Origin of the sequence: Streptomyces armeniacus, from assembly GCF_003355155.1 — a bacterium.
Lineage (GTDB): Bacteria > Actinomycetota > Actinomycetes > Streptomycetales > Streptomycetaceae > Streptomyces > Streptomyces armeniacus.
Map to the genome: position 1 here is coordinate 6,309,814 of NZ_CP031320.1, position 12,457 is coordinate 6,322,270.

The following is a 12,457-nucleotide window of genomic DNA, read 5'->3' on the forward strand; positions in this document are numbered from 1 at the left end:
TCTCCTGTCCCGCTCATTCATCGTCTTCGTCGCCGTGCAACCGCCGCCGTACCGACAGCAGTTCCACTTCCGGCCGGGCGGCGACCATGCGCTCGCACCGGTCGAGCACATCCGTCACGTGCCCTACGTCCCCCGCGACCGCCGCCAGGCCGATCCTGGTCCTGCGGTACAGATTCTGCTCACCGACCTCCGCCACGCTCACCGCGTGCTTGCGCTGCAGCTCGGCGACGATCGGACGGACGACGGACCGCTTCTGCTTGAGCGAATGGACATCGCCCAGCAGGAGGTCAAAGGAAAGAGTCCCCACATACACCCGGTGATCGTACGTGGAACGCCGGAGCCGATCGACGGAGTTTCCGCTCCGCCGACCGGCACCGGAAGGCCGGTACGGCACGGCCGGGGCCGCGCCGTACCGTCCGCACCGCGTCAGCCGCGGGGCTTCTCCCGCATCTCGTACGTCGCGATGATGTCGTCGACCTTGATGTCGTTGTAGCTGCCGAGGTTGATACCGCCCTCGAAGCCGTCACGGATCTCAGTGACGTCGTCCTTGAAGCGCCGCAGACCCTCGATGTTGAGGTTCTCCGCGACGACCTTGCCGTCGCGCAGCAGCCGCGCCTTGGTGTTCCGCCGGACCTCGCCGGAACGGACCAGGACACCCGCGATGTTGCCGAGCTTGGACGAGCGGAAGACCTCGCGGATCTCCGCCGTGCCGAGCTCGATCTCCTCGTACTCGGGCTTGAGCATGCCCTTCAGGGCCGCCTCGATCTCCTCGATGACCTGGTAGATCACCGAGTAGTACCGGACGTCGACGCCCTCGCGGTCGGCCAGCTGCGTGGCACGCCCCTCGGCGCGCACGTTGAAGCCGATGACGATGGCGTCGGAGCCGGTCGCCAGGTCGATGTCGGTCTCGGTGACCGCACCCACGCCCCTGTGCAGGACCCGCAGGTCGACCTCCTCGCCGACGTCGAGCTGGAGCAGCGAGGACTCGAGGGCCTCGACCGAACCGGACGCGTCGCCCTTGATGATGAGGTTGAGCTGCTGCACCTGGCCGGCCTTGAGCACCTTGTCCAGGTCCTCCAGCGACACCCTGCGGGTCCGCTTGGCGAAGGCCGCGTTCCGCTCGCGGGCGGCACGCTTCTCGGCGATCTGACGGGCCGTCCGGTCCTCGTCGACCACCAGGAAGTTGTCACCCGCGCCCGGGACGTTGGTGAGACCCAGCACCAGCACCGGAGTGGAGGGCGTCGCCTCCTTGATCTGCTCGCCCTTGTCGTCGAGCATCGCGCGCACCCGGCCGTAGGCGTCGCCCACGACCATCGTGTCGCCGACCCGCAGCGTGCCGCGCTGGACCAGCACGGTGGCCACGGCGCCGCGGCCGCGGTCGAGGTGCGCCTCGATCGCGATGCCCTGTGCGTCCTGGTCGGGGTTGGCCCGCAGGTCGAGCGCGGCGTCCGCGGTGAGGACGACGGCCTCCAGCAGGGCTTCGATGTTCTCGCCCTGCCTGGCGGAGATGTCGACGAACATGGTGTCGCCGCCGTACTCCTCGGCCACCAGCCCGTACTCGGTCAGCTGACCGCGCACCTTGGTCGGGTCCGCGCCCTCGACGTCGATCTTGTTGACCGCGACGACGATCGGCACCTCGGCGGCCTTGGCGTGGTTCAGCGCCTCGACCGTCTGCGGCATGACGCCGTCGTTGGCCGCGACGACGAGGATGGCGATGTCCGTCGACTTGGCACCGCGGGCACGCATGGCGGTGAACGCCTCGTGGCCCGGGGTGTCGATGAACGTGATCTTCCGTTCCTCGTCGTTCAAGAACGTCGACGCCTGGTACGCGCCGATGTGCTGGGTGATGCCGCCGGCCTCACCCTCGATGACGTTGGTCTTCCGGATGGCGTCCAGCAGACGCGTCTTGCCGTGGTCGACGTGGCCCATGACGGTCACCACCGGCGGACGCGGCATCAGCGCCTGCTCGCCGCCCTCGTCCTCGCCGAACTCGATGTCGAAGGACCCGAGCAGCTCGCGGTCCTCCTCCTCCGGGCTGACGATCTGGACGACGTAGTTCATCTCCTCGCCGAGGAGGTTCAGCGTCTCGTCCGGCACCGACTGGGTCGCGGTGACCATCTCGCCGAGGTTCAGCATCACCTGGACGAGAGACGCCGGATTCGCGTTGATCTTCTCCGCGAAGTCCGTGAGCGAGGCACCGCGCGACAGCCGGACGGTCTCGCCCTTGCCGCGCGGCAGCATCACGCCGCCTACCGACGGCGCCTGCATCTGCTCGTACTCCTGGCGGCGCTGCCGCTTGGACTTGCGGCCGCGACGCGCCGGACCGCCGGGACGGCCGAACGCACCCTGCGTGCCGCCACGGCCACCGGGGCCGCCGGGACGTCCCGCGAAACCGGGACGGCCACCGCCGCCACCGCCCGGACGGCCGGCGAAACCGCCGCCGCCACCACCGGGACGGCCACCGCCGCCACCGCCACCGGGACGGCCGGCGAAGCCGCCGCCACCGCCGCCGGGACGACCGCCGCCGGCACCGCCGGGACGTGCGCCGCCACCACCACCGGGACCACCGCGGCCCGGACCACCGGGACGCGCGCCCGCGGCCGGACGCTGCGGCATCATGCCCGGGTTCGGGCGGTTGCCACCGCCGCCGCCGGGGCGCGGACCGCCCTGGCCGGCGCCGGCGCCCTGCGGGCGCGGCATGTTGCCCGGAGTGGCGCGGCCGCCGCCGGGAGCCTGCGGACGCGGGCCGCCCTGGCCCTGACCCTGCCCCTGACCCTGGCCGGGCTGGGGCGGACGACCGCCGCCGGGCTTCGGCGCACCGCCGGAACGCGGCGACTGCGGACGTGCCATGCCGGTCGAACCACCGGACGTGAACGGGTTGTTGCCCGGACGGGGGCCGGTCGGACGGCCGCCGCCCGGCTTCGGGGCCTGCTGGCCGCCGCCCTGACCGCCCTGGCCACCGGGCTTGGCGCCCTGGCCGCCGGGCTTCGGAGCACCCGGCTTCGGGGCACCGGGCTTCGGCGTGGCGGCGGGCGGTGCCGTGAACTCGGGCTTCGCCGGGCTCGCGGGCTGCGCGGGCGCGGGCTTCGGCGCGGGCGCCTTCGGCCCGGGCCGCGGGGCCGCGTCCGGCTTGGGTGCCTCGGCCGCCGGCGGCGGAGTCGGCGCCTCGGGCGCCGCGGGCCGCGCCGGGGTCTGGCCCGGCTTGGGCGCACCCGGCTTCGGGGCGCCCGGCTTGGGTGCCGCGCTCGCACCCGGCTTGGGCGCGGCGGGCTTCTTCGGTGCCGCACTCGCGCCCGGCTTGGGCGCGGCGGACTTCTTGGCAGCGCCACCGGCGCCGCCTGCGTCGAACGCGTCGGTCAGCTTGCGTACCACAGGCGCCTCGATCGTCGAGGACGCCGAACGGACGAATTCACCAAGTTCTTGGAGCTTGGCCATGACGACCTTGCTCTCCACCCCAAGCTCCTTGGCGAGCTCGTATACCCGGACCTTAGCCACTTCGCTCCTTTACGGTCCGGGGTTGGGTGTCCGCCGGACCTTCGCTACTTATGCATGGGCGTACTCATCGCGTACTCATCGAGTGCTCATCGCAATCTCGACCTACTTCCGACTCGCGAGGTACCGAACCCGTGCGGAGGCTCCGCACCGGCTCTCTTACGGTGTCACCTGCGGTGAGGTCTGCAGCTCCGCGGTTTCGAGCGGACCGGGGGCCCGGAAGGCCCGCTGGAACGCCCGGCGGCGGACCGCCAGATCGACACAGGTCTGTGTGGGGTGCACGTACGCACCCCGGCCCGGCAGCGTACCGCGAAGATCGGGAACACACCGTCCCTCGACCAACACCACACGCAACAGGTCACGTTTCGCCGAACGCTCCCGGCACCCCACACACGTACGTTCAGGGCATGCACGGACTCGCGTCCGGCCAGACATCCTCAAGTCTACCTCCCCGCACCCCACTGCTCCCCCAGGGGTGTGGCCGTCCTCACTCGCTTGCGACAGCCCGGAACCGCGTCCCGGGCCGTGGCCCGTACGGTCCCCTCCCGGCCTGCTCCGGACCTGCACCTGAACCGCTCCGGACCCGGCCCGGTCCGTTTCAGGCCTGTTCGGCCGCCTGTCCCTGGTCGCCGCCGGCGCGCTCCGCGTCGGCCCCGGCCGGGGTGTCCGGGCGGATGTCGATCCGCCAGCCGGTCAGCCGGGCCGCGAGACGGGCGTTCTGCCCTTCCTTCCCGATGGCCAGCGACAGCTGGTAGTCCGGCACGGTGACGCGGGCGGACCGGGCCGCCATGTCCACGATCTCGACCTTGCTCACCCGGGCCGGCGACAGCGCGTTGGCCACCAGCTCGGCCGGGTCCTCGGACCAGTCGACGATGTCGATCTTCTCGCCGTGCAGCTCCGCCATCACGTTCCGCACGCGGCCGCCCATCGGGCCGATGCAGGCGCCCTTGGCGTTCAGCCCGGACCGCGTGGAGCGTACGGCGATCTTCGTACGGTGCCCGGCCTCGCGGGCGATGGCGGAGATCTCCACCGACCCGTCGGCGATCTCCGGGACCTCCAGCTCGAAGAGCTTCTTCACCAGGTTCGGGTGGGTCCTGGACAGCGTGACGGACGGGCCGCGCACGCCCTTGGCCACCCGCACCACGTACGTACGCAGCCGGGTGCCGTGTGCGTAGTCCTCGCCGGGCACCTGCTCCTGCGGCGGCAGGATCGCCTCCAGCTTGCCGATGTCCACCAGCACGCTCTTCGGGTCCTTGCCCTGCTGCACCATGCCGGCGACGACGTCGCCCTCGCGGCCCGCGTACTCGCCGAAGGTGACCTCCTCCTCGGCGTCCCGCAGCCGCTGCAGGATGACCTGCTTGGCGGTGGTGGCGGCGATCCGCCCGAACCCGGTGGGTGTGTCGTCGAACTCGCGCGCCTCCGCGCCCTCCGCCAGCTCCTCCGAGCTCTCCTTGGCCCAGACCGTCACGTGCCCGGTCTTGCGGTCCAGCTCCACCCGGGCGTCGCGACGGCTTCCCTCGGAGCGGTGGTAGGCGATGAGGAGCGCCGACTCGATCGCCTCGACCAGCAGGTCGAAGGAGATCTCCTTCTCACGGACCAGTCCCCGCAGGGCACTCATGTCGATGTCCACGGCTACGCCTCCTCCTGGCTCTCGTCGTCATCGGCCGCGGACGTCTCGTCTGCCTGCTGCACGGCCTTGCGGTTGAACTCGACCTCTACGCGCGCCTTGGCGATCTCGTCGAAGGCGAGGCGCCGGCGGGTCGGCTTGCGCCCCTTCACCCCGGGCACCTCGAGATCCAGGCCGCCCTCGTCGACGGCGGTGATACGGGCGACGAGCTCCCCGCCCTCGTGCAGCTGCGCCTTGACCAGCCGGCCGGCCGCGCGCTCGTAGTGCCGGCGCTCGGTCAGCGGGCGGTCGACACCGGGCGAGGTGACCTCCAGGACGTACGGCGCGCCGCCCATCGTGTCCGACTCGTCCAGCGCCTGGGACAGCGAACGGCTCAGCTCGGCGCACACGTCGAGCTCGACGCCCTCCGCGGAGTCGACCACGACGCGGAGCACGCGCCGCTTCCCGGCGGGGGTCACGGTGATCTCCTCGAGATCCAGTCCCCTCGTGGTGACGAGCGGCTCCAGCAGTCCGCGAAGCCTCTCGCTCTGGGTGGTGCTCATCCGGGTGACTCCTCGGCCGCGTGTGCTGTTGTAGGGAAAAGTCGCGTGTCGGGGTCAAAGCCTAGCGCCTGCCGCGGGCGGCGCCGACCGGGCGCGGGGGCGGGGGCGCCCCCTTGCGTACGGCGTTCCGCCGCTGGAGTGCGGCGCGGGCGCGCCGGGGGCGGCCCGGCGGCTAAGCGGGAAATCACACAGGTACTCTCACCTGGCGTGACGACCGTTGCCGGAGCCGTGCGGACTTGTCCGGGGTCATCGCACCGGTATCCCCGCCTTCCCCGCCGGGGGACGCATCACTGCCCAGGGAGAGCACCATGCCGCTCACGCCTCCGCGCGACGCCGCGCGGCCCCGACGGAGATCGCTGCTGGCGGGCGCCGTGTGTGCCGCCGGAGCGGCGGGGCTGACCGGCGCCTGCTCCGACGACGGCGAGGCCGCCGAGAGCGGGAACCGCGAAGACTCAGCGGGGGCACGGCGGTTGCGGCAGGCGGCGGCGCGGGACAGCGAGGCGCTGCTGGCGCGGTACGACGGGACGGCCGCCGCCCACCCCGATCTGGCCGGCCGGCTGAAGCCGCTGCGCGGTGAGGTCGTACGGCACCTGGAGGAGCTGGCCGGATCCGCGCGCCCGGACCGTACGACCAGGGGGCGCGGCGGCGGTGCGAAGAACCGGGACGGCGTGCCCGCCGACCGCAAGGAGGCGCTCGCCGCACTCGCCGCCGCCGAGCGCCGTACGGCGGACGCCCGCACCAAGGCGCTGGCCGGCGCGCCGCCCGAACTCGCCCGGCTGCTCGCCTCGGTGGCCGCGTCCGGTGCCGCGCACGCGTACCTGCTGACGGGGGAAGGCTCATGACGGACGAGGAACTGACCGCCGTACAGGCCGCGCTGGCCGCGGAGCACGCCGCCGTGTACGGCTACGGCGTCGTCGGCGGGCGCGTCGAGAACTCCCGGCAGGACGAGGCGCGCGAGGCGTACGACGCGCACCGCGCGCGGCGGGACACCCTGTGGCGCGCCGTACGGGACCTGGGCGGCAAGCCGGAGCCGGCGGCCGCAGCATACGAGCTGCCGTTCGGCGTGCCGGACGGCCCCGCGGCGGTGCGGCTCGCGGCGGAACTGGAGGACCGGGTCGCCGCCGTGTACGCCGATCTGGTGCGGGCGAGCGAGGGCGCCCGGCGCCGGGAGGCGGCGGGCGCGCTGCGCGAAGCGGCCATCCGGGCGACGCGGTGGCGCGGCAGCGGCGTAGCCTTCCCTGGGCTCACCGAACGCTCCGCACCGGCGCGGCCGAGCACCTCGGGCTCGCCGGACGTTCGGGCCCGGACGCTCTGACCGCATCGCCGCCCGCTCGGAAAGGCCCCGCTCCGCAATGCCCTCCGTTCTCCCCCTCGACCCCCCGCAGCGGCTCGTACGCGCCCTCGACGGCCACCCCGAACCGGCCGTCGCCGCCCGCTGGCTCGAGGCGCTCCCCGCGCTGCTGGAGCGGACGCTCGAGCACTGGGGGCTGACGGCGGAACGGGTGGTCTCGCCGGGCGGACGCGGCAGCCTCGTGGTCCTGGTGCGGCAGCCGGACGGCACGGCCGCGGCGCTGAAGCTGCACGCGCCCGCCAGTTCCGCGGCGCAGGAGGCGGCGGCGCTGGCCCACTGGAACGGCTGGGGCGCCGTACGGCTGCTGGACGCCCGCCCCGCGGACGGCGCGCTGCTGCTGGAGCGGCTGCACGGCGAGGTCTCACTGCGTTCGCTGGCGGAGGCGAAGGCCATGCTGGAGGCCGCGTCGGCCGTACGGCGGCTGTGGATTCCGCCGCCGGAGGGGCACGGTTTCGAGTCCGTGGAGAAGCACACGGCCGCGGAGGCGGATGCGATGCGCGCCTGGGCGGACGCCGACGTACGCCCCCTGGTGGACGAGGCGCTGTCGCTGCGCGCCGCGCTCGTCGCCGCACCCGCCGAGTCCGTGCTGCTGCACGGCGACTTCCGGCAGGGCGCGGTGCTCGCGGCCGACACCGGGCGGTCGCCGTGGCTGGCGGTCGGGCCCGAGCCGCTGGTCGGCGAGCGCGCGTATGACCTGGCCCGGCTCGTACGCGACCGGCTGCACGACCTGATGGCCTCGGCGGGCGCGCCCGCGGTCACCCGGCGGCGTATGAGCAAGCTCGCGGACTCGCTGGAGGTCGACCGCGAGCGGCTGCGCGACTGGACGAAGTACCGCGCGGTCGAGTCGGGCGTACGGCACCTGGTACGGGGCGGCCGCAAGGACGGCGAGACGCTGCTGGAGTTCGCGGGCTGGCTGTGACCGGCGGCCGCTCGGCGCCGTAGAGCGCCGCCGGCCGCCGCAGCCCAGCCCCCGTGCTGTCCGTCAGACCTCGGCGGCGAGCCGGGCGACCGCCTCGTCCACGGGCAGCTCCTCGCGCGTGCCCGTACGCCGGTCCTTCAGCTCGACCAGTCCGTCCTTCGCGCCGCGGCCCACGACCAGGATCGTCGGGACGCCGATCAGCTCCGCGTCGGTGAACTTCACGCCCGGTGAGACCCCGGCGCGGTCGTCCACGATGACCCGTACGCCCGCGGCGCCCAGCTGCTCCGACACCTCCAGCGCCAGCTCCGTCTGCGCCGCCTTGCCCGCGGCGACGACGTGCACGTCCGCCGGTGCCACCTCGCGGGGCCAGCACAGGCCCTGCTCGTCCGCCGTCTGCTCGGCGAGCGCGGCGACCGCGCGGGTGACGCCGACGCCGTACGAGCCCATCGTGACCCGTACGGGCTTGCCGTCCTGCCCGAGCACGTCGAGCTCGAAGGTGTCGGCGTACTTCCGGCCGAGCTGGAAGATGTGCCCGATCTCGATCGCGCGGTCCAGCGTGAGGCCCGTACCGCAGCGGGGGCACGGGTCGCCGGCCTCGACCACGGCGATGTCCAGGTACTGGTCGACCTCGAAGTCGCGGCCGCACACGACGTTGCGCGCGTGCGTGTCCGGCTTGTTCGCGCCGGTGATCCACGAGGTGCCGGGGGCGACGCGGGGGTCCGCGATGTAGCGGAACGCCTTGCCCGCCATGCCGCCCTGCGGGCCGACGTAGCCGCGTACGAGGTCGGGCCTGCCGGTGAAGTCGTCGGCCGTCACCAGCTCCACCTCCGCCGGCGCGAGGTGCTCCCCGAGCTTGCCGAGGTCGACCTCGCGATCGCCGGGCACGGCCACGGCGGTGATCTCCCCGTCCACCTTGACCAGCAGGTTCTTCAGCGTGGCCGAGGCGGGGACGCCCAGCTGGGCGGCGAGCGTCTCGATGGTCGGGGTGTCCGGCGTGTCCAGCTCCTCCACCGGCGGGTGGCCGGCGGTGTCGCCCGCGGGCACGGTGATGGTGACGGCCTCGGTGTTGGCGGCGTAGTCGCAGTTCGGGCAGTCCGCGAAGGTGTCCTCACCCGCGGCGGCCGGCGCCAGGAACTCCTCGGACGCGGAGCCGCCCATCGCGCCGGAGACGGCGGACACGACGCGGTAGTCGAGCCCGAGCCGCTGGAAGATCCGCTGGTACGCGCCGCGGTGCAGCTCGTACGCGGCGGCCAGCCCGTCGTCGCTCGTGTCGAAGGAGTACGCGTCCTTCATCGTGAACTCGCGGCCGCGCAGGATGCCGGAGCGCGGCCGCGCCTCGTCCCGGTACTTGATCTGGATCTGGTAGATGATGACCGGCAGATCCTTGTACGAGGAGCACTGGTCCTTGACGATCTGCGTGAAGATCTCCTCGTGCGTGGGCCCGAGAAGGTAATCGCCGCCCTTGCGGTCCTTCAGCCGGAACAGCAGGTCGCCGTACTCCTCGTAGCGCCCCGACTGCTCGTACGGCTCGCGGGGCAGCAGCGCGGGCAGCAGCACCTCCTGGCCGCCGATCGCGTCCATCTCCTCGCGCACGATCCGTGTGACGTTCTCCAGCACGCGCTTGCCGAGCGGCAGCCAGCTCCAGATTCCGGCCGCGGTGCGGCGGACGTAGCCGGCGCGCACGAGCAGCTTGTGGCTGAGCGTCTCGGCGTCGGCCGGGTCGTCGCGCAGCGTCTTCAGCATCGACTGGGACAAGCGCTGGACACGGGCTGCCATGAGGATCTCCTGCGTGCGGATTGCGTTGAGAACAGGAGGTTAGCCGCTGCCGCCCGCGCGGACGAAATGCGTTCCTCACCGCCGCCGCAGCGGCAGCCACGCGCCCATCACCACGTACGGGCTGGGAGCGGAAGGGCTGCATCCCCCGGGGGCAACCCCCGGACCCCCGGCCCGCGCCCTCACCGCCGCCGCAGCGGCAGCCACGCGCCCATCACCACGTACGGGCTGGGAGCGGAAGGGAACCGCACCCGGCGGGCGAGGTCGCGGTAGCCGAGGGAGCGGTAGAGGGCGCGGGCGGGGCTCTCCGTGTCGAGCGCGGAGAGCAGCGAGCGGGGCTCCGTCGCCGCGTCCGTGAGCATCGTGATCAGCTGCCTGCCGATGCCGCGGTTCTGGAAGGCCGGATGCACGTGCAGTTCGGTGATGACGAAGGCGTCGCTGAGCCAGTCGTCGTTCCCCTCCTGGCGCAGATACGGGTGCACGACGGTGGACCACCACTGCGTACGGTCGTTGGGCATCCCGTACACGAACCCGACGAGCCGCCCCTCCTCCGTCGTCGCACCGAGCGCGCGGGCCGACGGCGAGGCGAGGTGCCGCTGCACGATGTGGCGGCGGACGCCGATCTCGTCGTCGGTCAGCCCGAAGGCGAGCGCCTGGACGGCGAGCGCGTCGTCCACCCGTGCGGCGAGATCGAGCGGCCCGACGGTGATCTCTCGGGGGTCCGGGGCGTGTTCCCCGGAGGAAGACAGCATGGCGGGGAGGCTACTAGTGGGCCTGGCGGATCAGGCCGGACGCGGTGCGCTCGGTGCTCATCTTTCCTCCCGCCGTACGGACGTGCGGTGCGCGTGTGCAGGAACCGGACGGTTCACGTCCGGCCGTCTCGGGAACAGCCTGCCGCCTCAGAACAGGACGCTCATGAAGGCACCGGCCTCCCGGAAGCCCACCCGCCGGTACGCGGCGCGGGCGGCGGCGTTGAAGTCGTTCACGTAGAGGCTGGCGACCGGCGAGAACTCGCGCAGCGCGTACCGCAGCACCGCCGCCATCCCCGTCACCGACAGGCCCTCGCCGCGCCGCTCGGGGGCGACCCAGACGCCCTGGATCTGGCAGGCGTACGGGGTCGCGGCGCCGATCTCGGCCTTGAAGACGACCCGGCCGTCCTCGACGCGGGCGAACGAGCGCCCGGAGCCGACGATTTCGGCCACCCGCGACTGGTAGATCAGGCCCCCGTCGCCCGCCAGCGGCGACACCCCGACCTCCTCGGTGAACATCGCGACGCAGGCGGGCATGACGAGGTCCATCTCGTCCTTGCGTATCCGGCGCACGAGCGGGTCCGGCGGAACGTCCGCCGGTGCCGGGCGGTCGGTGACCATCAGCGGCTGGCAGCGGCGTACCTCGCGGGCGGGGCCCCAGCACGGCTCCAGCCGGGACCACAGGGCGGCGGTCGGCCCGGCCGGGCCGACGATGGACGAGCAGCGCCGCCCCTGGCGGCGGGCCCGGTCGGCGAACGACCTTATGGCCTCGGGGCCGGCGCAGAGGGGGACGAGGTTCGCGCCCGAGTAGCAGAGGGCCTCCAGCCGGCCCCCGTCGTACCAGCCCCACATCTCCCCGCCGAGCCGCCACGGGTCGAGGCCGGAGTCCTGTACGCGGGCGGCGACGAAGGCGTTGTTGACCGGTTCACGGCGCAGCACGTCGAGCGTCGCGTCGAGCTCGTCGGGCTCGAGGACCTTGGTGGTGGGACTCGTCAACACGTGCTGGCTGCCTCGCGGTGCTGTCCGTGGGCCGGGGGATCGATCTCACCGCACTGTACCTCCGGCACGCCCGGACCGCCCCGTACGCCTGTGCTGTCCGTACGGGCTCACGCGGGCCGCCGTGCGGGCTCACACGGGCGGTACGGGGCCCGGCGCGCGGGCCCCGTACGGACGGCCGTATGGAGCAGCCGTACGGGGGCTGCCGTACGAGGGCTACTCGCCCGCCGCCGTCACGACCGGCTGGCCGGACTCGACGCCGTCCTTCTCCATCTGCTCGGCGATCTTCATGGCCTCGTCGATCAGCGTCTCGACGATCTTCGACTCGGGCACGGTCTTGATGACCTCGCCCTTCACGAAGATCTGCCCCTTGCCGTTGCCCGACGCGACCCCGAGGTCCGCCTCGCGGGCCTCGCCGGGGCCGTTCACGACGCAGCCCATGACGGCCACGCGCAGCGGCACCTCCATGCCGTCGAGCCCGGCGGTGACCTCGTCGGCGAGCTTGTAGACGTCGACCTGGGCGCGGCCGCAGGACGGGCAGGAGACGATCTCGAGGCGTCGCTCGCGGAGCCCGAGCGATTCGAGGATCTGGATGCCGACCTTGCACTCCTCGGCGGGCGGCGCGGACAGGGACACCCGGATGGTGTCGCCGATGCCCTCCGACAGCAGCGCGCCGAAGGCGACGGCCGACTTGATGGTGCCCTGGAACGCGGGCCCTGCCTCGGTCACGCCCAGGTGCAGCGGGTAGTCGCACTGGGCGGCGAGCTGGCGGTAGGCGTTGACCATGACGACGGGGTCGTTGTGCTTGACGGAGATCTTGATGTCGCGGAAGCCGTGCTCCTCGAACAGCGAGCACTCCCACAACGCCGACTCCACCAGCGCCTCCGGAGTCGCCTTCCCGTACTTCCGCAGCAGCCGCTTGTCCAGCGACCCCGCGTTCACCCCGATCCGGATCGGCGGGGGGCCGTCTCGTGGGCTCGGAGATGGGTGTATAGGGAACAGCCTGGG

The 12,457-nt window shown here is 72.9% G+C and carries 12 protein-coding genes; 3 read left to right on the top strand and 9 right to left on the bottom strand.

The window, feature by feature from the left end; all coding sequences use genetic code 11:
• Positions 1–13: 13 nt before the first annotated feature.
• The 5 genes from DVA86_RS27355 to rimP all read right to left on the bottom strand — a co-directional run bounded on the left by DVA86_RS27355 (position 14) and on the right by rimP (position 5,661).
• Entirely contained in the window at positions 14–313 is a 300-nt protein-coding gene (locus DVA86_RS27355; protein WP_208882293.1) for a DUF503 domain-containing protein, read from the bottom strand.
• Between the two features lie 113 nt (positions 314–426).
• On the bottom strand, positions 427–3,495 hold the full coding sequence (gene infB, locus DVA86_RS27360) for a translation initiation factor IF-2 (RefSeq protein ID WP_208882295.1): 3,069 nt from the start codon (positions 3,493–3,495) through the stop codon (positions 427–429).
• A gap of 156 nt (positions 3,496–3,651) precedes the next feature.
• Positions 3,652–3,927, bottom strand: a complete 276-nt coding sequence (locus tag DVA86_RS27365) for a YlxR family protein (RefSeq protein WP_208882296.1) — start codon at positions 3,925–3,927, stop codon at positions 3,652–3,654.
• 163 nt (positions 3,928–4,090) lie between these two features.
• The gene (nusA, locus tag DVA86_RS27370) at positions 4,091–5,122 is read right to left on the bottom strand and encodes a transcription termination factor NusA (protein WP_208882298.1); all 1,032 of its coding nucleotides are present in this window, start codon (positions 5,120–5,122) and stop codon (positions 4,091–4,093) included.
• A 2-nt stretch (positions 5,123–5,124) separates the two neighbouring features.
• A complete protein-coding gene (gene rimP, locus DVA86_RS27375) occupies positions 5,125–5,661 on the bottom strand; it encodes a ribosome maturation factor RimP (RefSeq protein ID WP_208882299.1) in 537 nt (178 codons plus the stop codon).
• 308 nt (positions 5,662–5,969) lie between these two features.
• Here rimP and DVA86_RS27380 point away from each other — a divergent pair, with 308 nt between their 5' ends.
• The 3 genes from DVA86_RS27380 to DVA86_RS27390 are packed head-to-tail and all read left to right on the top strand — an operon-like array spanning position 5,970 to position 7,931.
• Positions 5,970–6,503 (top strand): hypothetical protein, encoded by a 534-nt coding sequence (locus DVA86_RS27380; protein ID WP_208882301.1) that lies wholly within the window; start codon positions 5,970–5,972, stop codon positions 6,501–6,503.
• Positions 6,500–6,976: a ferritin-like domain-containing protein gene (locus DVA86_RS27385; RefSeq protein ID WP_208882303.1), complete on the top strand. Its 477-nt coding sequence runs from the start codon at positions 6,500–6,502 to the stop codon at positions 6,974–6,976. The genes DVA86_RS27380 and DVA86_RS27385 overlap by 4 nt, the downstream gene beginning before the upstream one ends.
• Before the next feature lie 37 nt (positions 6,977–7,013).
• Entirely contained in the window at positions 7,014–7,931 is a 918-nt protein-coding gene (locus tag DVA86_RS27390) for an aminoglycoside phosphotransferase family protein (RefSeq protein WP_208882305.1), read from the top strand.
• A gap of 63 nt (positions 7,932–7,994) precedes the next feature.
• On the opposite strand, the gene DVA86_RS27395 is transcribed toward DVA86_RS27390, so the two are convergent.
• The 4 genes from DVA86_RS27395 to ispG all read right to left on the bottom strand — a co-directional run.
• Complete coding sequence (locus DVA86_RS27395) at positions 7,995–9,707, bottom strand: proline--tRNA ligase (RefSeq protein WP_208882307.1); 1,713 nt, start codon at positions 9,705–9,707, stop codon at positions 7,995–7,997.
• A 179-nt stretch (positions 9,708–9,886) separates the two neighbouring features.
• Positions 9,887–10,456 (bottom strand): GNAT family N-acetyltransferase, encoded by a 570-nt coding sequence (locus DVA86_RS27400; protein ID WP_208882308.1) that lies wholly within the window; start codon positions 10,454–10,456, stop codon positions 9,887–9,889.
• A gap of 147 nt (positions 10,457–10,603) precedes the next feature.
• A complete protein-coding gene (locus tag DVA86_RS27405; protein ID WP_208882310.1) occupies positions 10,604–11,452 on the bottom strand; it encodes a GNAT family N-acetyltransferase in 849 nt (282 codons plus the stop codon).
• A 213-nt stretch (positions 11,453–11,665) separates the two neighbouring features.
• The coding region (gene ispG / locus DVA86_RS27410) for a flavodoxin-dependent (E)-4-hydroxy-3-methylbut-2-enyl-diphosphate synthase (protein WP_208882312.1) at positions 11,666–12,457 on the bottom strand (792 nt) is incomplete at its 5' end.